The organism is Sphingobacteriaceae bacterium (assembly GCA_016715905.1).
Classification (GTDB): domain Bacteria; phylum Bacteroidota; class Bacteroidia; order B-17B0; family Aurantibacillaceae; genus Aurantibacillus.
In genome coordinates this window covers 675,203-695,624 of record JADJXI010000004.1, presented here as the reverse complement: position 1 = coordinate 695,624, position 20,422 = coordinate 675,203, and the positions used below count along the sequence as shown (strand labels likewise).

20 protein-coding genes and 1 riboswitch are annotated in these 20,422 nt (G+C 34.1%); of the genes, 13 read left to right on the top strand and 7 right to left on the bottom strand.

Going from position 1 to position 20,422, the window contains the following annotated elements; translation table 11 throughout:
* Positions 1–27 precede the first annotated feature (27 nt).
* The 3 genes from IPM51_07365 (at position 28) to IPM51_07355 (ending at position 3,074) form a co-directional block, all read left to right on the top strand.
* Positions 28–735 (top strand): zinc metallopeptidase, encoded by a 708-nt coding sequence (locus IPM51_07365; GenBank protein ID MBK9284126.1) that lies wholly within the window; start codon positions 28–30, stop codon positions 733–735.
* Between the two features lie 111 nt (positions 736–846).
* A complete protein-coding gene (locus IPM51_07360) occupies positions 847–2,283 on the top strand; it encodes a hypothetical protein (GenBank protein ID MBK9284125.1) in 1,437 nt (478 codons plus the stop codon).
* Positions 2,283–3,074, top strand: coding sequence for a class I SAM-dependent methyltransferase (locus IPM51_07355; protein MBK9284124.1), 792 nt, complete (start codon positions 2,283–2,285; stop codon positions 3,072–3,074). The genes IPM51_07360 and IPM51_07355 overlap by 1 nt, the downstream gene beginning before the upstream one ends.
* On the opposite strand, the gene IPM51_07350 is transcribed toward IPM51_07355, so the two are convergent.
* Positions 3,054–3,653 (bottom strand): hypothetical protein, encoded by a 600-nt coding sequence (locus tag IPM51_07350; protein ID MBK9284123.1) that lies wholly within the window; start codon positions 3,651–3,653, stop codon positions 3,054–3,056. The genes IPM51_07355 and IPM51_07350 overlap by 21 nt on opposite strands.
* Positions 3,654–3,755: 102 nt before the next feature.
* On the opposite strand from IPM51_07350, the gene IPM51_07345 reads away from it, so the two are divergent.
* The 6 genes from IPM51_07345 to IPM51_07320 all read left to right on the top strand — a co-directional run bounded on the left by IPM51_07345 (position 3,756) and on the right by IPM51_07320 (position 8,553).
* On the top strand, positions 3,756–4,016 hold the full coding sequence (locus IPM51_07345) for a hypothetical protein (protein ID MBK9284122.1): 261 nt from the start codon (positions 3,756–3,758) through the stop codon (positions 4,014–4,016).
* A 50-nt stretch (positions 4,017–4,066) separates the two neighbouring features.
* Entirely contained in the window at positions 4,067–5,086 is a 1,020-nt protein-coding gene (gene fbp, locus IPM51_07340) for a class 1 fructose-bisphosphatase (protein ID MBK9284121.1), read from the top strand.
* A complete protein-coding gene (locus tag IPM51_07335; protein MBK9284120.1) occupies positions 5,086–6,321 on the top strand; it encodes a 4-hydroxy-3-methylbut-2-enyl diphosphate reductase in 1,236 nt (411 codons plus the stop codon). Before fbp ends, IPM51_07335 begins: the two co-directional genes overlap by 1 nt.
* A gap of 3 nt (positions 6,322–6,324) precedes the next feature.
* Positions 6,325–7,131 (top strand): 3'-5' exonuclease, encoded by an 807-nt coding sequence (locus IPM51_07330; GenBank protein ID MBK9284119.1) that lies wholly within the window; start codon positions 6,325–6,327, stop codon positions 7,129–7,131.
* A 69-nt stretch (positions 7,132–7,200) separates the two neighbouring features.
* Positions 7,201–7,782, top strand: a complete 582-nt coding sequence (locus IPM51_07325) for a TetR/AcrR family transcriptional regulator (protein ID MBK9284118.1) — start codon at positions 7,201–7,203, stop codon at positions 7,780–7,782.
* 6 nt (positions 7,783–7,788) lie between these two features.
* A complete protein-coding gene (locus IPM51_07320; GenBank protein ID MBK9284117.1) occupies positions 7,789–8,553 on the top strand; it encodes a TatD family hydrolase in 765 nt (254 codons plus the stop codon).
* Positions 8,554–9,048: 495 nt separating this feature from the next.
* On the opposite strand, the gene IPM51_07315 is transcribed toward IPM51_07320, so the two are convergent.
* The 6 genes from IPM51_07315 to IPM51_07290 all read right to left on the bottom strand — a co-directional run bounded on the left by IPM51_07315 (position 9,049) and on the right by IPM51_07290 (position 15,816).
* Positions 9,049–9,624 (bottom strand): transposase, encoded by a 576-nt coding sequence (locus tag IPM51_07315; protein MBK9284116.1) that lies wholly within the window; start codon positions 9,622–9,624, stop codon positions 9,049–9,051.
* A gap of 164 nt (positions 9,625–9,788) precedes the next feature.
* Positions 9,789–10,712 carry a pyrroloquinoline quinone biosynthesis protein PqqB gene (locus IPM51_07310; protein ID MBK9284115.1) on the bottom strand — a complete coding sequence of 308 codons (924 nt, stop codon included), beginning with the start codon at positions 10,710–10,712 and terminating at the stop codon, positions 9,789–9,791.
* The gene (locus tag IPM51_07305) at positions 10,705–11,826 is read right to left on the bottom strand and encodes a glycosyltransferase family 1 protein (protein MBK9284114.1); all 1,122 of its coding nucleotides are present in this window, start codon (positions 11,824–11,826) and stop codon (positions 10,705–10,707) included. The genes IPM51_07310 and IPM51_07305 overlap by 8 nt, the downstream gene beginning before the upstream one ends.
* Positions 11,827–11,877: 51 nt before the next feature.
* Complete coding sequence (locus IPM51_07300) at positions 11,878–12,909, bottom strand: hypothetical protein (protein ID MBK9284113.1); 1,032 nt, start codon at positions 12,907–12,909, stop codon at positions 11,878–11,880.
* A complete protein-coding gene (locus IPM51_07295) occupies positions 12,909–13,868 on the bottom strand; it encodes a DUF4465 domain-containing protein (protein ID MBK9284112.1) in 960 nt (319 codons plus the stop codon). Before IPM51_07295 ends, IPM51_07300 begins: the two co-directional genes overlap by 1 nt.
* A 4-nt stretch (positions 13,869–13,872) precedes the next feature.
* Entirely contained in the window at positions 13,873–15,816 is a 1,944-nt protein-coding gene (locus IPM51_07290; protein ID MBK9284111.1) for a TonB-dependent receptor, read from the bottom strand.
* 28 nt (positions 15,817–15,844) lie between these two features.
* Positions 15,845–16,041, bottom strand: a riboswitch (cobalamin riboswitch).
* A gap of 48 nt (positions 16,042–16,089) precedes the next feature.
* Between IPM51_07290 and IPM51_07285 the strand changes: the two genes are divergently transcribed.
* The 4 genes from IPM51_07285 to IPM51_07270 all read left to right on the top strand — a co-directional run bounded on the left by IPM51_07285 (position 16,090) and on the right by IPM51_07270 (position 20,419).
* Complete coding sequence (locus tag IPM51_07285) at positions 16,090–16,776, top strand: RNA methyltransferase (GenBank protein MBK9284110.1); 687 nt, start codon at positions 16,090–16,092, stop codon at positions 16,774–16,776.
* A gap of 112 nt (positions 16,777–16,888) precedes the next feature.
* On the top strand, positions 16,889–18,400 hold the full coding sequence (locus IPM51_07280) for a tetratricopeptide repeat protein (GenBank protein MBK9284109.1): 1,512 nt from the start codon (positions 16,889–16,891) through the stop codon (positions 18,398–18,400).
* Positions 18,401–18,436: 36 nt separating this feature from the next.
* A complete protein-coding gene (gene mnmE / locus IPM51_07275) occupies positions 18,437–19,831 on the top strand; it encodes a tRNA uridine-5-carboxymethylaminomethyl(34) synthesis GTPase MnmE (protein MBK9284108.1) in 1,395 nt (464 codons plus the stop codon).
* A gap of 234 nt (positions 19,832–20,065) precedes the next feature.
* Positions 20,066–20,419, top strand: a complete 354-nt coding sequence (locus IPM51_07270) for a helix-turn-helix domain-containing protein (GenBank protein ID MBK9284107.1) — start codon at positions 20,066–20,068, stop codon at positions 20,417–20,419.
* Positions 20,420–20,422: the final 3 nt, after the last annotated feature.

Here is a 20,422-nt window from a genome sequence, read left to right as displayed (position 1 = left end):
ATAGTTTAACGAAAAAAAAGAGAGATTATGTATTACGATCCAATTTTAATAATAATTGCCGTGGTGTTTATGCTTTTAGGCTTATTCATCAGTTCTCGGTTAAAATCAAAGTTTGCCAAATATTCGCAAGCTCGGTTAAGTTCAGGTTTTAGTGGTAAAGAAATTGCCGAAAAAATGCTGCGTGATAATGGTATTTATGATGTAAAAGTGGTTAGCGTTGCGGGTATATTGAGTGATCATTACAATCCTTTAACCAAAACGGTAAATTTAAGTGCCGCTGTTTATGAGGGGCATCATGTGGCGGCAGCAGCGGTTGCAGCGCATGAATGCGGACACGCCATACAGCATGCCGATTCTTATACCTGGTTAACCATGAGAAGTAAAATGGTTCCGGTAGTTCAGATTTCAAGTCAGATTATGAGTTTTTTAACTTTAGGTTTGGCCTTTATAGCTTATAGTTCTCCCACATTAATGAATAGCATGATTTTGCTTTTTATTGTATTACAAAGTGCAATTACTTTATTTAGCATAGTAACTTTGCCGGTTGAAGTAGATGCCAGCAAAAGAGCTTTAGTTTGGTTAGATAACGCCCGATTAACCGCACAACATGAACATGAAGAGGCCAAAGATGCCTTGCGTTGGGCGGCATATACTTATTTTGCATCGGCCTTGGGTTCAATCGCAACATTAGTATATTACATTTGGCGATTTACAAGTAATAATCGCAATGACTAATTTCGGACCGCTTAAAATTATTTTTTTCACAGCGTAACGCTAATCGAAAAATTTAAGGGGTAATTTATCCTGAGCAGATGTAGGTTTAGTAAAAACGTTAAATTTACATCATTGGGGAAATTAAATAATATACTCCGAAATATTTCGGCCTATTATCAGCCGGATGTACGGGCCTTGTCGCTCATGCGAATAGGTTTAGCCTGTGTTATTCTAATTGATTTATTTATCCGTTGGGGAGATATAAGTGATATGTACTCCGCTGAAGGTTGGTGGCCGAAACGGGTAGTGGAGCTATTTGGATTTAAGCAAGGTTATTGGAGTTTACATTTATTATTTGATACTGTGCTTTGGCAGAAAACTTTGTTTCTGGTTCATATAGTAAGTGCTATTGGATTATTAATCGGATTTCGCAGCAGCTTAATGAGTTTAATTCTTTGGTTGTTTTATATATCGTTACACAATCGGAATTTATTTATTAATCAATCGGGTGATGACCTACTCCGTTTAGTACTATTCTGGGGAATTTTTCTGCCCTGGGGTAAAAAATATTCCATTTCAAAATATTCTACAACTCAACCATTTTATTCGTTATCCGGTTTGGGATTTTATGTTTTACTGGCCTCCGTTTATTTTTTCACTGTTAATTTAAAAACAGGCAAAGAATGGATTCCCGATTTCACCGCCATTTATTATGCCCTGAGTTTAGAACAGTTAAGAATTTTTCCGGTAGGAGATTGGATTTACCAATCGCCAAGTTTAATGAAAGGACTTACTGTGTTTGTTTATTTTGCCGAATTAATTTTACCGCTGCTTATACTTTTACCTTCTAAAAAAGGAAACTGGAGATTAATTGCTTTTTGGATTTTGATACTCCTTCATTTAGGTATTGCTTTTACCTTATACGTTGGCTTATTTTTTATCATTAATTTGATAACGGCTGTTGGCCTGTTGCCAAGTGCCACTCTGGATAAACTGGAAAGGAAATTTAAATTTCTAAATCCATACACGAATTCTTCGATAACACAATATGAATTGGGGTTTTTAAAATCACTTAAAGAAGTATTTTTAGTGGGCGTGATAATGATAAGTGTATTTATCAATTTAAGTACATTATCCTGGTTTCCTGTTGAGTTGAGTGATACACTTCAGGTTCCGGTGAATACATTTCGATTTAATCAGAATTGGGGAATGTTTTCTCCCAGTATCATTAAAAAAGAAGGCTGGTATGTTTATTATGGAATGGACTCTATTGGAAGACAGTGGGATTTAAGGACTAATCAAGACTATGTGGACTTTAAAAAACCGGAATCCTTATTAGATATGCATAAAAATGATCGTTGGAGAAAATTAACTGAAAATATGCAAAGGAATGATATGTATTTTTTAAGACCTTTATTTTGTAAATACGTTTTACGCAAATGGAATAAAGATCATCCTGAAAAAAAATTATTCAGTTTAAGTTTGTATTATTTGGAAAAAGAAACGAAATTAAATTACCGGTATAGTGAAGCGGAAAAAAAAGTGTATTGCGTTTGTGATATGAGTTAATGAGCAGTTTAATTAAATACATACAACATTTTTTTGTGGCCAAACGCAAAGGGCACGATGTGCATTCACCTTTTGTATTTAAGTTGTGCGAACAAGTTTTTTATAACAATAATGTTTTTTACGATTTCGAAAAATTAAATAAAGTACGTCACGAACTTTTAAACAATAAAAGCATTTTAGAAATAAAAGATTTGGGTGCCGGTTCTAAAAAATTTGTAGGCACTAAAAGGCAGGTTGCCGAAATTGCTAAATCCGGAATTAGTACTCGTAAACAGGCTGAGCTTTTATATAGACTAGCCAATTTTTTACAATTGGAAAATTGCATAGAAGTAGGCGGTTCGCTGGGATTAACTTCCATGTATTTAGCGCTGGCTAATCCCAAAAAGCCGGTTTATGTTTTAGAAGGAAGTGATGCCTTATGTCAATTTGCAAAAAATTTGTTTTCACAAAATCAAATTTCGAATTGTAAATTAATAGAAGGTAATTTTGATCAAACTTTACCGGATTTGCTTACTCAATTAAAACAAGTAGGACTGGTTTATTTAGACGGGAATCATACCTGTGAAGCCACCATGCGTTATTTCCATGAAATATTAAAAACAAGGAATGCAGATACGGTAATTGTATTAGATGATATTTATTGGAGTGAAGATATGACCGCTGCCTGGAAAAAAATACAAACCCATGAACAGGTAACCTGTACAATAGATTTATATCATTTCGGATTGGTATTTTTTAAACAGGAATTTAAGGAGCCGGTACATTTAAAATTATTCATTGGAGCGAATTAAGCATTTCTTATTATTCCATTGAACCAATTCTTCTTGTTCCAATACTTCTCCATTACAATCAGTAAATTTCCCCTGATTATTTCTCTTTGTAACAATTCCTTCACCTTCAAGTAAAGATTTAATTACTTTATTAGAAAGTTCTGTATAATTCAAACTCTTGTTTTCAGATCCAATACGGATTCCGAGCTCATTATTATGCAAATCCATTACGGTGTCAATACTGTCGGGTAAAAAGCCATGTTCCATTTTCTTTTTGTAATGCATATGTTTATTTCCTTTTTCGTGTGCAATTCCAAGCTTTCTGATTTTCTTTGCTTTTATCTTCTGACTAAAAGCTGCCATAAACAAAACATGGCGGTAAGCATCCAATTTTCCTCCGCTTTCCAAGCTGTCTAAAACCAATTTATTTTCCGGCCCTTTATAAATCATAATTGTATTTTTATAAATCTTTTTCACATGAATTGCCGCATAGGGATGCATAAATGCCCATCCGTACTCAAATCTGCTCTTGTGAAGTTTTTGTGAATTACTAGTGGTAACTAATAAAAGAATGAAATTGAAGATTAAAGCAACACGCATGACTTCGTCTAAGTTAAATATAATTAACACGAGTGTGTTAGTATATACATCGAAATTATTTATTTACTATCCGTTTCAAGCTTAAATTTGCAATTAGTATTTATGGATCTTATATCAAAGTTACTCAAGAAGAAGACAACCGGTTTAGTTACCAGCATTAATGATTTACGCGAAAAAGAATTTAGCGGAGTTAAGTTGAATTCTGAAGAGCGTTTTGCCCTTTCCAATTTTGATAGATACAGAATTAATCTGCTTAATGCGCAAGAAGACGAAGAAAAGTTTCATTATCATTATCGCCAGTTACAAGTTATTGCTAATCTGAGTGATTGGAAAGAATTCCTCAAGGAAGATTTTTCCAAATAGAAGCCTTATTCCCTTATTTTTCGTATCTTTAGCCTTCTAAATTTCATTTTATGAATTCAAAGACGTTAGGTCAATTTATTATTGAAAAGCAGGCTGATTTTCCATATGCAAAAGGGGAGTTATCACGTTTATTGCGGGATATTGGTATTGCTGCTAAAATTGTGAACCGTGAAGTAAACAAAGCGGGTTTGGTTGAAATTTTAGGAGAAACAGGCGATACAAATATTCAAGGAGAGCGAGTAAAGAAGCTGGATGTTTTTGCAAATGAACAATTTATTGCCGCACTTAAAGCAGGAGGAGAGGTTTGTGCTATTGCAAGTGAGGAAAACGACGATATTATTCCGGTAGATTCCGAAATTTCAAAAAATGCAAAATATGTGGTAGCCATGGATCCACTCGATGGTTCTTCAAATATCGACGTAAACGTTTCAGTAGGTACCATCTTTTCAATATATAGACGCACCTCTTTAAGTGGAGCCGGAACTTTTGAAGATTTTATGCAAAGAGGAACCGAGCAAGTGGCCGCCGGATATATTATTTATGGTTCAAGTTGTATGTTGGTTTATACCACCGGTAAAGGCGTTAACGGTTTTACACTAGATCCTAGTATTGGAGAGTTTTGTTTGTCGCATCCGGCAATGCAAACTAAAAAAGAAGGAAATGTTTATTCAATTAATGAAGGGAATTATCTCCATTTTCCGGAAGGAGTAAAAAAATACATTAAATATTGCCAGGAAGAAGATAAAGTTACTAATCGTCCCTATTCTTCACGTTATATTGGTTCCGGAGTAGCTGATATTCACAGAAATTTAATTACCGGTGGCGTGTATATTTACCCTACCACTACAAAATCACCAAATGGAAAATTACGCTTATTATATGAGTGTAACCCTTTAGCTTTTATTATTGAACAGGCCGGCGGAAAAGCAACCAACGGAACTAAAAGAATAATGGAAATTGATATACGTGAGTTGCATCAGAGAACTCCCTTATTTTTGGGCAGTGCTGATATGGTTGACAAGGCAATGGAATTTATGGCCAAATACACAACCGGGGCAGTTAAAAGCTGATGAAAACATTTAATGTACCCGAATTTTATCGAAGTCCGGTTATTACAGCCGTAAAACAGTTTTTTAAAAATCAGGACCCCCGCAAAAAAGACATGCGTCCTGCTCACCTTAATTTTGGAAAAGTAAATTATTTTATAGCCCGGCATTTTGGTTTTTGTTATGGAGTTGAAAATGCAATTGAAATTGCTTTTAAAGCTTTGGATGAAAATCCGGGTAAAAATATTTTTTTATTGAGTCAAATGATTCATAATCCGGATGTGAATAATGACTTAACGGAAAGAGGCGTTCAATTTTTACAAGATACATTGGGTAAAAATTTAATTTCTTTTGATGTTTTAAAAAGCGATGATGTAGTGATAATTCCGGCGTTTGGAGCACCATTACCCTTAATTGAATTGTTGGAAAAGAAGGGCATTAGAACTGAAGCTTACAATACCACTTGTCCATTTGTAGAGCGGGTTTGGAAAAAGTCGGAGCAAATTGGCCAAAACAATCACACTATAATTATACACGGAAAGTATAATCATGAAGAAACTAGATCTACTTTTTCACGAAGCGCCAATCATAGCAAAGCAGTTGTTGTTGTTAAAGATTTGAAAGAAGCTCAGGTGTTAGCTCAATATATATTAGGAAATGGCAAACAACAAGATTTTGAATCTGATTTTAAAAATAAATGTTCATTGGAATTTGATATTCAAAAGCACTTTAATAAAATTGGTGTAATAAATCAAACTACCATGTTGGCAACAGAAACCGAAGAGATTGCCAATTATCTGAAAGGAGTGATGGAGCAAAAGTTCGGCAGTGATAAAATTAAAGAACACTTTGCCGATACAAGAGATACTTTGTGTTATGCCACCAACGAAAATCAAAACGCCACATTAGGATTGTTGGAAACTGATGCTGATTTAGCTATAGTTGTTGGAGGTTATAATAGCAGCAACACTTCTCATTTAGTGGAATTGTGTGAGCGAAAATTTCCCACTTACTTTATTTCATCGGCAAAGGAAATCACAAGCTTAAATGAAATCAACCACTTTAATTATTTAACTAAGGAAATGAAGGTGACCAAAGATTTTTTACCTCAAAAACCGAATTTAAATATAGTCATCAGCAGCGGAGCTTCTTGTCCGGATTCACTTTTAGAAGAAGTTATTCTACGAATTAATGAATTATTAAAAGTGCAGCAAAGTGTTGATGAAGCCATACAAAACATTAAGCTCTATAGCAATTAATTTATGAAAATTCATTTAACCAAACCGTTGGTATTTTTAGATATTGAAGCCACCGGATTAATTATAGGTTTGGACAGAATTGTTGAGATTTCTTTATTAAAAGTAAATGTAAATAATGAAACCGAAATTAAAACAGTAAAGGTAAATCCTGAAATTCCAATTCCTGAATTGGTGTCACAAATACACGGCATTTATGATAAAGACGTGATTGATTTACCGGTGTTTAAACAGGTTGCGCCGGATTTATTGAAATTTATTGGGAATGCTGATTTAGCGGGATTCAATTCAAATAAATTTGATGTTCCTTTATTAGCCGAAGAGTTTTTACGGGTGGGACTTGATTTTGATATGAAAGGAAGACGATTAATTGATGTGCAGAATATTTTCCATTATATGGAACCCCGTAATTTAGCAGCTGCTTATAAATTTTATTGCGATTCCAAGATTGAGAATGCACATTCTGCAGAAGCAGATGTAACCGCTACCTATGAAATTTTTAAAGCACAACTTAAAAAATATGAGGGGCTAAGTATTGAAGATGAGAAAGGAAATTCAATTATTCCTATAAAAAACGAAGTAGGTACATTAAGCGAACTTAGCGCTCGAACTAAAAATGTTGATTTAGCCGGCAGAATTATTTACAACGTTAAAAATGAAGAAGTATTTTCTTTCGGAAAGTATAAAGATAAAACAGTAGAAGAAGTGTTCACCAAAGATCCTTCCTATTATTCCTGGATAATGAATGGAGATTTTTCACTCTATACTAAACGCGTAGTTACCCAAATCAGACTACGCATGAAAAACAAATAATTTTAACATTTTTTTATTTGGAATAACTATTCCGTTTGTATAGTTTTACCGTACTAAACATTCCAAATCATGCCAAAAACAAAATCATTTAATAAAGAGAAGGTCTTAGAAGCTGCTGCCAATATTTTTCAACAAAAAGGATATAATGGCACCTCTATTGACGATGTATTAACTGCAACCGGATTAAGCCGTAGTAGTTTATACGATTCCTTTCAGGATAAACACAGTTTATATCTGCAATCCTTAGAGTTTTACAAAAGTGCAGGCGATGCCGCTTACGAAAAAATTAATGAAAAGCCTTTAAACGGTTTACAGAAATTAGAAGTAACTTTTAAAGAAGTAGTAAATCATTTAATTGCCAATCCAAACGATAATGGTTGTTTGTTAGTTAATGCCGCAGCAGAAATGAGTAAACAGTGTTATAAAACCAATCAAGTGGTTTGTAATAATAAAGAAGAGGTTCAGGAATTATTAAGCGCCTGGTTAAACGATGCTGTGGAGAAAAAAGTTTTAACCTTATCTAAGCCGGCTCGTTCATACGCCCAGTTTTTATACAATACGCTTTGTGGTTTAAGGGTGATGAGTCAGAGTGGGGCAGGCAAAAATGAATTAAACAACATTGTGAAAATCACTTTAGATTCGTTGAACTAAATTGGTATTATGTTTGTTGACACACACACGCATTTATACCTGGATGAATTTAAAGGCGATAGAGAAAGTTTAATTCACAAGGCCTTAAAAAATAACATCGAAAAATTTTATTTGCCGGCCATTGATTCAGAATCGCATCAGGCTATGTTTGATTTGGAAACCAAGTTTCCCGAAAATTGCATCAGCATGATGGGTGTTCATCCCTGCAGTATAAAGGAAAATTATTTAGAAGAATTAAATTTAGCCAAATCGTTTTTAGATAAAAGAAAATTTATTGCGATTGGTGAAATTGGAATTGATTTATATTGGGACAAAACTTTTTTAAAACAACAGATTGATGCTTTTCAAACACAAATAAATTGGGCATTAGAATTTGATTTGCCAATTGTTATTCATTGCAGAGATGCTTTTGATGAAATTTATACTGTATTAAAAGCCTTTGATAAATTACCAAAAGGTATTTTTCATTGTTTCTCCGGTAATATAGAACAGGCCAATAAAATAATTGATTTGGGTAATTTTAAATTGGGTATAGGTGGTGTGGTTACTTTCAAAAATTCGGGTTTAGATAAAGTGGTAGAACAAATAAATTTGGAACATTTGGTTTTAGAAACAGATGCGCCTTATTTGGCTCCGGTACCTTTCAGAGGGAAAAGAAATGAGCCTTCGTATATATTGGAAGTAGCAAAAAAAATAGCACAACTAAAAAATGTTTCAATTGATAAAGTAGCTGAAATAACTACTCAAAATGCTGCTTTCATTTTTGGATAGGAATTAAAACACTCCGCAGAATTTGTAACCAAACGCTCTGCAGGATTTTAGATCCTGCAGAACAAATCAAAATGTAAAATCTGTGATCCTCAACGCTCCGCAGGATTTTAAATCCTGCGGAACAAGCGTAAAAACTTAAGATCTGCGATCCACAACTGGCTGTTACCAACCTTTGAGGTAAACAATCAACTTCCAAAACACTTTGCTTTCTATAATAATTTTTTGATGAATAATAAACTAAACACTCCGCAGGATTTTTAGCCAAACGCTCCGCAGGATTTAAAATCCTGCGGAACAAGCGTAAAAACTTAAGATCTGCGATCCTCACCTGACTGTTACCAACCTTTGAGGTAAACAATCAACTTTCAAATCACTTTGCTTTCAATAATAATTTTTTGATGAATAATAAACTAAACACTCCGCAGGATTTGTATGCAAACGCTCCGCAGGATTTAAAATCCTGCGGAACAAGTAAAAACCTAAGATCTGCGATCCTCACCTGACTGTTACCAACCTTTGAGGTAAACAATCAACTTCCAAAACACTGTCCATCCCATAGTAATTTGTTGCGGAAGAATAAATCCAGTCCTGAGGTTCTCTCACAAATCCGGCCTTAACCGGATTATGATGAATATAATCAATCTTATCCCAAATAAACTTTTCGCTAAACGTTTCTATAGCATGATTTCCGGCCTTCCAAAACTTAATTTCTTGGTGTTTTTTACTTAAAGCGGCATTCATTGCAAAAATGGGCATCATCCATTCTTTTCTACTCTCAGGTGATTCATGAATGAGTGCAGAGATTTTTTTAGAAGTGAATTTTTTGAAATCCCTTATAGTATCTTTTAATAAAAACGGATCACGTGTATTCACTAATAAATGGATGTGATTGGTCATAATTACGTAAGCATAAATATTCAATCCTTTTTCTTTCCTGCAGTATTTCAAAGAATCAATAATTGCGTCTTTGTACATTGGCCTTGTAAAAACATCCACCCAATTCACTACGGTTAAAGTGAGAAAGTAAGCTGCTCCATCAATTTTTATGGTTTGTTTCGTGGATTTTCTCATAATTAAAATTAAATAATTTACGCAGAATTACAAATTCAATTGATTGGCGACTTCCCGCAGGATTACAAATCCTGCGGAGCCAAGGTAATTTAAGCAGAATTACAAATTCAAATGAATGTTGTTTTTCCCCATGATTACAAATCCTGCGTCGGAGTAAAAGAAAATTAATACACTTTCATTCCTGTTTTTGCCACCTGATATCCATTCCCCTCTAACTCCCGTATCAGTTTTTCATCTGTTAATAATGGATTGGTGTGATTAAAATGAATGAAAATTATTTTTTTCTTTTGATTGATTTCAAAATTGCCACCAAAATACTGCATGCTTTCTTTAACTAAAGGGTGTGGTATTTCCTTAATATTTCTTCCCGGCAATTCATGTTCCGAATAAAATGTGGCATCTAAAAAAGCATAATCCATTTCATTCACCTTTTTTACAATGTCGCCATTAAATTGAGTCCATCTATCTATATCAGGTATAAATAAATATTTTTTGCTTTTTAATCGAAAAATAAATCCGGCCGTTTCTGAATATTCATCTCGGTGAGGCACCGTAAAAGTTTCAACACTAATCGAATTATTTAGTTTTTCACTTGATTTAGTATTTAAATCTTTAAGTTCAATATTCTTAAGACTCACTAATTGATTCCATGGACCATTGGTTTCCAGAAATTTTTTCATTTTTGGTAAAACATAAACAGGCACCTTAGAAGTATTCATAGCCTCTCTGCCTAACTGCATCAGTCCGGTATAATGTCCGATATGGGCGTGCGTGATAAAAATTCCATCAGGTAAAAAGGAATAAGCACCTTGAGTTAGTTCTGAAAATCTTCTCAATTGTTTGCTGATATCGGGTGTTGCTTCAATCAACCACCATTTTTTATCTTGAGGTGAAACCAAGGCTAAACAAGTGATTTCTTGTTTCAAACTATCATTTTTCCATGCTTTTTCGCAACAGGCCTTATTGCAACCTATTTGTGGATAACCGGCATCTTGCGCTACGCCTAACACCATAATAAAAGGCACCGTGTCGTTCTGTGATATCCCTTTACTAAATAAGAAAATAAATATTGTAAAATACCTAAGCATCAAAAACGGTTTCAATTAATTTATCGGCATTGTTTGAATTATCAAAAACTTTGAGTTGTTCTTTTCTCTCGTGAATTAATTGTTCATTAAACTCAGAATTAAAACAAGTTTGAATGGCTTGGATAAATTGTTCGTCTATAAATAAACCTGAATTTTGTTGAATTCCGGTACCCCGCAACATTTTGGCATTGCTAACTATAAATCTGCCTTTGTATAAACAATTCAATAATTTCAATTTCAAGCCTGTATCTTGTGAGGTGTATAAACAATGTACTTGTGCGTTTTGAATTAAGCCATTCATTTCCGTTTCATCCGGATTGGCAATTACTTTAATGTTTTTAAACATCATGAGCCGATTGATTAAACTTTCTGAAGGATTTAATCCGGCGATAATGCATGGCTGATTTATTTTAGAAAAAACATGTTCGGCCAGCCATAGAGCAGCGTCTGCGTTTTCTGAAACACTTAAATTGCCGTGGTACAGCACGTAATCTCCTTTCCCCGATTTAATATCTACGCCATCATTAGCATGAAAACTGGGTAAATACACCACTTTGGGTTTTTGATATTTTAGGCTAAAGTAATTCGCATCATCGGCATTTACTGCTAAAATGATATCACTCAAATCAATAATCGGTTCAAATTTTTCAAGCTTAAGGGCTTCTTTGGTGAGGTAATATTTTTTGAGCATGTTAGGCTCTACAGAAGCTAAATGTTTGTAGTATTCATGTTCTATATTACTATGTCTGTATATTTTTTTTCGTTTAATAAAACGTACATCCCGCAAAAGGTAGCAAGTGTGCAATACTTCAAATAAAATGGGATAATTATTTTTTAAGAGATTCTGGGCTAATTCTTCGGATTGCCTCGATTTTACAGTGTATGGAAGTGCTGATAGTTGTGAAACAATTCCTGTTTTTCTTTTATAGTAGTGAATAGTTTTACAAATTTTCTCCAACTCTTCACTGTGTTTGCGGCCATATTCAAAACAATGCAAATGTATTTCTACACCTTTTTTATGTAACCATCTCAATTTATGATAAACATCAATTACTCCGCCATAATTAGCGGGGAATGGAATATCGAAGGAAATGATATTAATAGCCTTTACCACAATATCAAATATCTACAAAAAACCTGAATTAGCGTATACTTTTAATCCTCGCTATTCAAAATAAAAGCTATTCGCGATTATACCGGCCTTGAAGAACTTTTTCTCATTCCCGTTTACATCAAATAAATACACGTTTGATTTCTGAATATAATCTAGCACATCACTTACATAAATAACATTGCTGTGTGGATCTATATTTAATCCATAGTAATTTCTATTTCCACCGGATATAAATGGGGAAGAAGGGGTGCTGTTGGATTGTATAGACATTTTACAAATACCCTTATTGAGATAATATAAAGTGTCTTTATTTTTATTTAAACAAAGTTCAGTGGGACGGTCGCTCATAGCCATCGCATATGCTAATTCTATTTCAAGGCTTATGGGATTTATTCTCGAAATTAAAGGGGCAATGGAGTTGGCCAAATCACCGGAACTTAATACCCATATTTTATCATTGGCGTCTACCACAATTGATGCTGCGTTTATCCCCACAAAAACACTGTCGGTTTTTTCATCGCTAATGCTGTTTATTACATAACAATAGTTTTTTTGCGGATTTGTAATAAAAACTTTGTGATAAGCCTTTACCATTTTTTCTGTCCAACCCGGACATATAATACCTCCTGTTATTTGATTGGTATTGAGGTTAACTATTTTAATTTGGTTACCGTACAGTTCACTTACATAAGCTTTTCCGTTTGAAACGGGTAATATATATCGGGGTGATGTAAATCCGTTTATGGTTGATGTTAACTTAAAATCACGATTACATACCATAATTTTACCGGAATTATTCACCACGGTATAATAATTTCCGTTGAAATAATACATGCTTTGCGCTACATCACCAAGGCTAGTTCCATTTTGATTTTTATAGTAATCTTCAATCACACTTCCGCTTCCGGGATCATATAAGCTTACCGAAGCATTACTACTCATAAAATTCCCTTCATTCACAATTAGAATTTTAGAGGCATTGCTAAGGTTTACTGCTTGTGAAGAAACAACCTGAGGCTTGTCTTTTATACAAGCACTCAGGATGATTCCAAACAGGATACTATAACATGTATGCTTAAACATTATTGTTTAATTAGTTTTTTGGTCACAGTTTTATTGTCAGCAGTAATTTTTACAAAATATACGCCTTCGTGCCAAGTACTTAAATCAACCGAAGTTTGTTTTGAAATTTTGTCAGCAACGTAAATCGTTTTTCCATAACAATCAGATATGCAAAGTGCAAATTCTTCAACTTCGGAAATCTCAATTTGTAATTTATCTTGAAAGGGATTCGGATAAATATTGGAGTTTAGTTGTTGTTTGTGTTCAGCAATTCCAACGACTTGTGATGTACTGAAATTATCTATGGCAAAAAATGCCGGAGTATTCATAAAACCACCCGACATATCACTCGAGTACATAAAAAATTTAATGCTATCTACTTGTCCTAAATTGGAGGTAACCACATATTGCCAGGTAGACACAATATAATCCTGCGCATTATTCGTAAAGGTGAAATTGGCTAAATAAAATTCTGAACTATCGTTTTTCATGGTTCCATTTAAATATCCCTTAACGGTTACTTTAAAATAATCCGGATCGTTTCCGCTCACGCCTCCAAATTTTTTGGCAAACATATCGCCGTTTTTCATAGACTTATAGGTATAGGTAGTATTGGTAATATAAAATCCATCAACTGAATTGGTATTTCCTGTTAGCTTAATAATTCCATTGTTTTGACCCACAACATATTTATCGGAGGCATTATACCCTTTGTACGCTTTAACACCGTATAAATTTCCGGATCCGGCCGTGGACGAATCGGTTTTATTGGTGTAAGCAAATCCTCCCGACCAATAACTGAATCCAACATCATAGGTATGGGGGAAAATGGCGTTTGACGTGCTAAACGAAATGCTTGCAGTGCTGCTATAAGCAGAGTTGGCCGGTAAACTGAAACTTTCAAAATCAGCTAAAATGGATTGAGCTGAAAAAGTGCCGGTTATTAAAGCAACGGCCATGGTGAGTAGTGTTTTTTTCATAGGCTTAATTATTAGTTATTTTATTATTGTTTTTTGATTGTGTATTCAATTTAATTCCTATTTCATAAGTGCGAAGTGGCATGGGTCTCCCGGCAATAATAGCGTATTCTTCATTAAATAAATTAAGAACGGCCAGAAAAAAGCTAAACCCGGTTTGTTCCCCGAGTTGTCCGGATTTGGAAATGCGAATGTCAGAATAAGAGTAGGGCATTAGCCATTGACTATTATCACTTAGCGTAAATCTGTATCCGGTATAATTTTGGTTATAGTTAAACGATAAAGTTCCGTATGCTAAAATTACGTTTGCATTTCCGGTATATCTTGGGGTATAAATTAACTGTGCACCTTCATTTTCACTGTTTTCCTGTTCGTTTTTTAAAACCGTAGAAAGGGTGTAAGCAGTGGTCAATTGCGTGGAAAATAGCCATTTATTTTTCTGGTGAACCAATTTTAATTTACTTTCTGTTCCTCGACTCCAAACACTTTGTATATTAAATGGAGTAGGCGAACCGTTAGTGCCGGGTAACCAAAGTATCCAGTTATTAATATTTCGACTATAAATGGCCCCATTGATTTCTGCCATAAAATTTTGTGATTTAAAAATGTAGTTTATATTCCCTTCCTGCGACCAACCTTCTTCGGGTTTTAAATTTATTTGTCCACCGGGGTACCAGTATAATTCATTTAATGTAGGTTGTCGGTAAATTTTAGCACTGTTTACACTGAGCTTAATATTATTTGTTGGTAAATAACTCAAAGCAATATTCCCCGTTAGTGGTTTGTTGCCGGTATTAAAAAATTCCTGTCTTATATTCCCATCTACTATTAATTTAGAATTAAAAAAAACACTATGATTGCCCATTAACAATGAAATTTTATTCAATTGTTCTCTTTTTAAATAGGCATCACTTATTCCTTCGCAAAAATTAATATTAGTCCCGAAAAGTAATTTTGAATTTGGCTTGTACGCCAGGTAATTTTCCGATTCTAAAATTCCACTTAGGGCTTTGCTATACGTGTGTGTGCGGGAATTGGCATTGTCGTAAATAAACACATTATGTAAAAATCCGCCTTTTACCTGATTGGTCCATTTGTTTTTCTTTTTTTTCCAGTGAATGTTGGTTCTGAAATTCTCATCTTTTTGAAAAGCATTAGCCGTTTGTATTTCATTATATGTGGGTAATTGTCGGTACGCTTCATCTGCCCAACAATGTATTTCTAACAGCTGATTCTCTTTAATGAAAAAACGCAGCTCTTGCATAATTCCTTTTATACTAAATGCCGCATTATTTAATTCTATTAAACTGTCTTTTTCTGTTAAGGCCGGTTTAAATAAATAGTTATTGTGCGAATTAGTGAGATAAAATTTAGTGGAAGTGGAAAACCTTTGCGTGCTATAATTGATTTTACTCGACATTTTTACCGTGTTATAACTAGCTTTAGAAAGATTAACCTCGGTTTTTAATCCCCGATTATAATCAAAAGAATTATCTAATAGTATACTACCGGCTACTGCACCGTTTCCCCATACCGCGGAGCTTCCACCATATTCTGTTTTTAAGTCTTCAAACAATAAAACCGGTAATAAATTTAAATCACTTTGACCTACTAAAGGATTTACAATGTTTATTCCATTCCAAAGTACTGCTGTTTGCGAAGCGTTACCTCCGCGCATGCTGGTTCCTGAAAGGGCACCCGGCCCATATGATTTAATATAAATAGAGGAATTGAGAGCCAACATTTCGCCCAGCGACTGAAAAACAAAATTGCTTTTGGTTATGGAGTCATACTTTTCAATTTTCTTGGTTTGGGTAAATAGCTCCGTTTTTTCATTGGTTATTTCTACGGTCCGCAGTTGTATAGTATCCTGTGCCTGAACGGTAGTGAAATGGCCAATCACTAAACCTAAGCCTAAATAAGAAGTAATATGTTTACGTTTTTTCTTCATTTTACTTTTGTTCCATGTCCCCGGGAACTTCAGTATTTAATGCATTGGCAGGTCTTCTGACTCGTTCTTGTTTAACGCCTTCCCGTCTGCCTCAGGCAAACAGTGGCTTGTGAATGTTAAACTTTTACAGAACTTACAGCAGCGGGTCTGTTAAGGATTTTCACCTTATTCCCTTTTAATTCCGGCTATTTAATACAACCGTAAACCAAATGCACTGCAAATATACATATAAGTTTATACTCTCAAACAAATTTGTTTACTTTGCCATTGCAAATGAAACCGGAAGATCGTAACGCGTTAATTACATACCTGGAACAATTTATTACCGAAAAAAGACTATCCAGGTTTAAAGAAGTGTTGACTGCCAGAATGGGGCATATGCATGTGCTATTGGAAGATGTTTTTCAGGGGCACAATGCCGCCGCTGTGTTAAGAAGTTGCGATTGTTTTGGCGTACAACATGTACATTTTATACAAGACAGAAATCAAGTAAAAATAAGCGATGAAATTGCCTTAGGAAGCAGCAATTGGTTAACCCTGCATAAACACATTATTCAACCGGATTACGATGTGAAAGCAATTTTAAGGAAATTAAAAACCGATGGATTTCGAATAATTGCCACCACACCACATGAAAATGAGCAGGTGATTACCGACTTAAATGTAGATTCGAAATTTGTTTTAGTTTTCGGTACAGAATTAGAAGGAATTAGTGATGCGGTTAAAGAAGAAGCGGATGAGTTTGTTAAAATTCCCATGTATGGTTTTACCGAAAGTTTTAATATAAGTGTGAGTGCTGCCTTGTGTATGTACGAATTAAGTAATAAGATAAGAAAACACGTGCCTGCTTATGGATTAGAAGCAGAAGAAATGAAGGATGTGTATTTAAACTGGTGTATACAAAGTGTTGAAACGGGGGAGTTGTTAGTGGAAAGATGGATAAAAGAAAATAAAAAATAAGAAACAAGAAACAAGAAACATCATGTTAACGGCAAATTCAAAATTAAAATATCTATTCCTTGTGTTTTTATTTTCATCGCTTATACATGCACAGCAAAGTAAAATTGATAGTTTGCGGACAGTATTACTAAAAGAAACCAACGATACTTCTTATGTAAAAAAACTCATTCAAATAGCTAATTTACAGACCAAAAATCAACCTGATTCAGCTTTATTGAGTTATAATCAAAGTTTAAATGTAATTGCAAGTAAATTAAAGGCACCTTCGCCCATTAAAAACAAATTATTCTATTATAAAGGATTAGTTAATCATAGAATCGGAAATTTATATTATCGGTATTTTGGTATAAAAGAATCTATTCCTTATTTCAGAAAAGCGTTCACCATTTTGGATTCTTTAAAAAATGAAAAGAAATTAGGCTCTTTAAATGCTTTAGGAGCGTCTTTTTTAGGTATAGGCCAGGTTGATTCTGCTATTCATATTTTTAATCAATGCGAAAAAATTCTAATAACTGAAAATAATAGGAACGGACTTGCCGAAACCTATAACAACTTGGCTATTTCTTATATTCATCAAGGTATAGTAGACAAATGTTTGTATTACCATCAAAAAAGTTTAAAAATCAGAGAAGAGTTTGGTGATGTAAAAGGTATGGCACAGTCGTATAACAATATAGCTATCATTTACCATCAGCAAAATCTAAAAGAAGATGCTAAACTGTATTTTGAAAAGTGTTTAACCACCGCGCGCAAGGCCGGTGATAAAAGTCTGGAAGCTTTAGCATACAACAATTTAGCAATAATCGCAAGTGGAAAAAACGAATTTGAAGAAGCTTTGAAATTAAACAAGCAAAGTTTAGCCATTCGTTTGGATTTAAAAGAAATGGCGGGAATTGCTATGTCATATTATAATTTCGGAAATGTTTATATGGGTACTCAACAAATCGAGAAAGCAAAAGAAAATTTTTTAAAATCCTTGGAGATTTCTGAAAAATTAGGTGATATTGAATATATTTTTAATAATTTTAATGCACTTACACAACTTTATAAAGGAATTAATAACATTCCCCTTTTTGAAAAGTATGCTAAAGCGGCTTTTGAGGCGGCTTTAAAACTGCAAAGTCCAACTCATTTAAAAGATTCCTACCAAGAGTTGAATGAGTTATATGTTCGTAAAGGCGATTATAAAAAAGCACACGAAATGTATAAAAATTTCATAACCATGCGCGATAGTATTTCAAATGATGAAACTAAGCAATTAACCATGAAGAAAAAGCATCAGATTGAAATGGAAGCCCGTGAACGTGAATTAAAATTGATTGCTTCAAATGAAAAAAAATTATTTCTGCAAAAACAAGAAAATGAAAGAGCCAGAAATAAAATTATTTTTGTTTCTTTTTCTATTATTCTATTGGCTGTATTAGTGTTTACTTTTTTCATCTATCGGGGTTTGCAGGAAAAAAGAAAAGCGAATCTGATCATCTTAAAACAAAAAGCCCTGGTTGAACAAAAACAAAAGGAAGTAACAGAATCCATTGTGTACGCCACGCGAATACAACGCTCTTTAATGGCCAGCGAAAAGTACATCGAAAAAATGCTGGGCAAGTTAAAATCATCCAAATAATTGTTTAAACAAGAAAATTGTTGTTACATTTAAGTAGTGAATTTCAATCCACACGATACTATTATTGCTTTGGCTACCGCGCATGGTAGTGCCGCTATTGCCGTACTGCGGATTAGCGGACCCGATTCATTCCAGCTGGTTCAAAAATTTTTATTTAATAAAAAGGGCAAAGCCATTAATCTCCAAACTCAAAAAACGCACACCCTGCATTTTGGAATCCTCAAACATGGAGATATTATTTTGGATGAAGTATTGGTGAGTGTTTTTAAAAATCCTTTTTCCTATACCGGACAAGATAGTGTAGAAATTTCCTGCCATGGTTCTACTTTTATTCAACAACAACTTTTACAAATATTTTTAGACGCCGGCGCTCGATTAGCGGAGCCCGGCGAATTTACCTTGCGTGCCTTCTTAAATGGAAAAGTGGATTTGAGTCAGGCTGAAGCCGTAGCAGATTTGGTGAATAGTAATTCGGCCTTGTCGCATCAGGTGGCCATGCAGCAAATGCGGGGAGGATTTTCTTCCAAAATAAAAATACTGCGCGATCATTTAATTTCATTTGCTTCTTTAATTGAATTGGAATTGGATTTTAGCGAAGAAGATGTAGAATTTGCCAGCAGAAAAGATTTGTATAAGCTCATACAGGATATTTTAAAAGTGCTTCAAAAATTAATTGAAAGCTTTGAAGTGGGCAATGTGATTAAAAACGGAATACCGGTAGCCATTGTAGGAAAACCCAATGCCGGCAAATCTACCTTACTGAATTTGTTACTGGAAGACGAAAGAGCCATAGTAAGCGAAATACCCGGCACTACGCGTGATGCCATTGAAGACGAAATAACCATTGATGGCGTTTTATTTAGATTTATTGATACAGCAGGCATTAGAACCACTACGGATGTAATTGAACAAATAGGAGTGAACAAGGCTTTTGAAGCCATACGCAAATCGGCCATTATTATTTATTTGTTTGACTCGCATGAAATAAGCAGCGGCGATTTAAAAAATGAAATAGAACTATTAAAAGAACATATAGGAAATTCCCAATTAGTTTTGGTGGCCAATAAAATTGATGTAGAAGGGGAGAAGGAGTTGAGAGAAGAATTTAGCGATTATCCCGAGCTCCTTTATATCTCAGCCAAAGAGAATAAAAATATTGAATTGCTCAAAACCCGATTGATAGAATTATTCGATAGCCGAACAGTAAATACCGGCGATACGATTGTAACCAACGCCCGCCATGCCAACAGCTTAAAAAATGCTTTAAATGCTTTATTAAAAGTAAAAGAAGGCATGGATAATCAATTATCCGGCGATTTACTGGCCCTAGAAATACGTTATGCCCTCAATGAACTGGGCTTAATTACCGGAGAGGTTACTAACGAAGACCTGCTTGATTCTATTTTTACTAAGTTTTGTATCGGAAAGTAGCCACCGTATTAGTCTATACGAATAAACAACACTTAATCACACTAAGCTCTTTATTATCAACACTTTCAGAGTGTTTGTTGATTTCTTTTTACTCCTATCTATTTGCATTAACCAATTAAACTATTGTATCTTTGTTGTACCTTGATGTAACGGGGTACAATTTTTTGGTTATTTTAATTCAAAACATTTACAGTTTGTTACATTATGTTACAAAATTATACAACATAATACTAAATGAGCAGCAACATAACAATACCTAAAATCTGTTTACAATGCAATAAAGGTTTTATTGCAAAAACTACGGTTACAAAATTTTGCTCACATAAATGTGCAAGTAAAGCATACAAGTTAAATAAGAAAAATGAGAAGGTTGAGAAAGCACAAGTACAAGAATATCAAAAGTCAGTAGGGATTGATATGCAGTTAATTCAATCAAAGGATTTTTTAAGTATAAAAGAAACGTGTTTGCTGCTCGGTATTAGCAGAATGAGTTTGTACAGATACATTAAAAACAAAACCATTAAGCCTTCAAAACTTGGAGGGAAAGTGATAATAAAGAAACAAGTAATAAATAATTTAATAAAATAGAAA

Coding starts and splice junctions, on each gene's coding strand:
- IPM51_07350 (MBK9284123.1), bottom strand. CDS start 3,653: ATGCGTGTTGCTTTAATCTTCAATTTCATTCTTTTATTAGTTACCACT.
- IPM51_07300 (MBK9284113.1), bottom strand. CDS start 12,909: ATGTTTAAGCATACATGTTATAGTATCCTGTTTGGAATCATCCTGAGT.
- IPM51_07285 (MBK9284110.1), top strand. CDS start 16,090: ATGAAACCGGAAGATCGTAACGCGTTAATTACATACCTGGAACAATTT.
- IPM51_07310 (MBK9284115.1), bottom strand. CDS start 10,712: ATGCTTAGGTATTTTACAATATTTATTTTCTTATTTAGTAAAGGGATA.
- IPM51_07355 (MBK9284124.1), top strand. CDS start 2,283: ATGAGCAGTTTAATTAAATACATACAACATTTTTTTGTGGCCAAACGC.
- IPM51_07270 (MBK9284107.1), top strand. CDS start 20,066: ATGAGCAGCAACATAACAATACCTAAAATCTGTTTACAATGCAATAAA.
- IPM51_07335 (MBK9284120.1), top strand. CDS start 5,086: ATGAAAACATTTAATGTACCCGAATTTTATCGAAGTCCGGTTATTACA.
- IPM51_07295 (MBK9284112.1), bottom strand. CDS start 13,868: ATGAAAAAAACACTACTCACCATGGCCGTTGCTTTAATAACCGGCACT.
- IPM51_07315 (MBK9284116.1), bottom strand. CDS start 9,624: ATGAGAAAATCCACGAAACAAACCATAAAAATTGATGGAGCAGCTTAC.
- IPM51_07365 (MBK9284126.1), top strand. CDS start 28: ATGTATTACGATCCAATTTTAATAATAATTGCCGTGGTGTTTATGCTT.
- IPM51_07290 (MBK9284111.1), bottom strand. CDS start 15,816: ATGAAGAAAAAACGTAAACATATTACTTCTTATTTAGGCTTAGGTTTA.
- fbp (MBK9284121.1), top strand. CDS start 4,067: ATGAATTCAAAGACGTTAGGTCAATTTATTATTGAAAAGCAGGCTGAT.
- IPM51_07345 (MBK9284122.1), top strand. CDS start 3,756: ATGGATCTTATATCAAAGTTACTCAAGAAGAAGACAACCGGTTTAGTT.
- IPM51_07325 (MBK9284118.1), top strand. CDS start 7,201: ATGCCAAAAACAAAATCATTTAATAAAGAGAAGGTCTTAGAAGCTGCT.
- IPM51_07330 (MBK9284119.1), top strand. CDS start 6,325: ATGAAAATTCATTTAACCAAACCGTTGGTATTTTTAGATATTGAAGCC.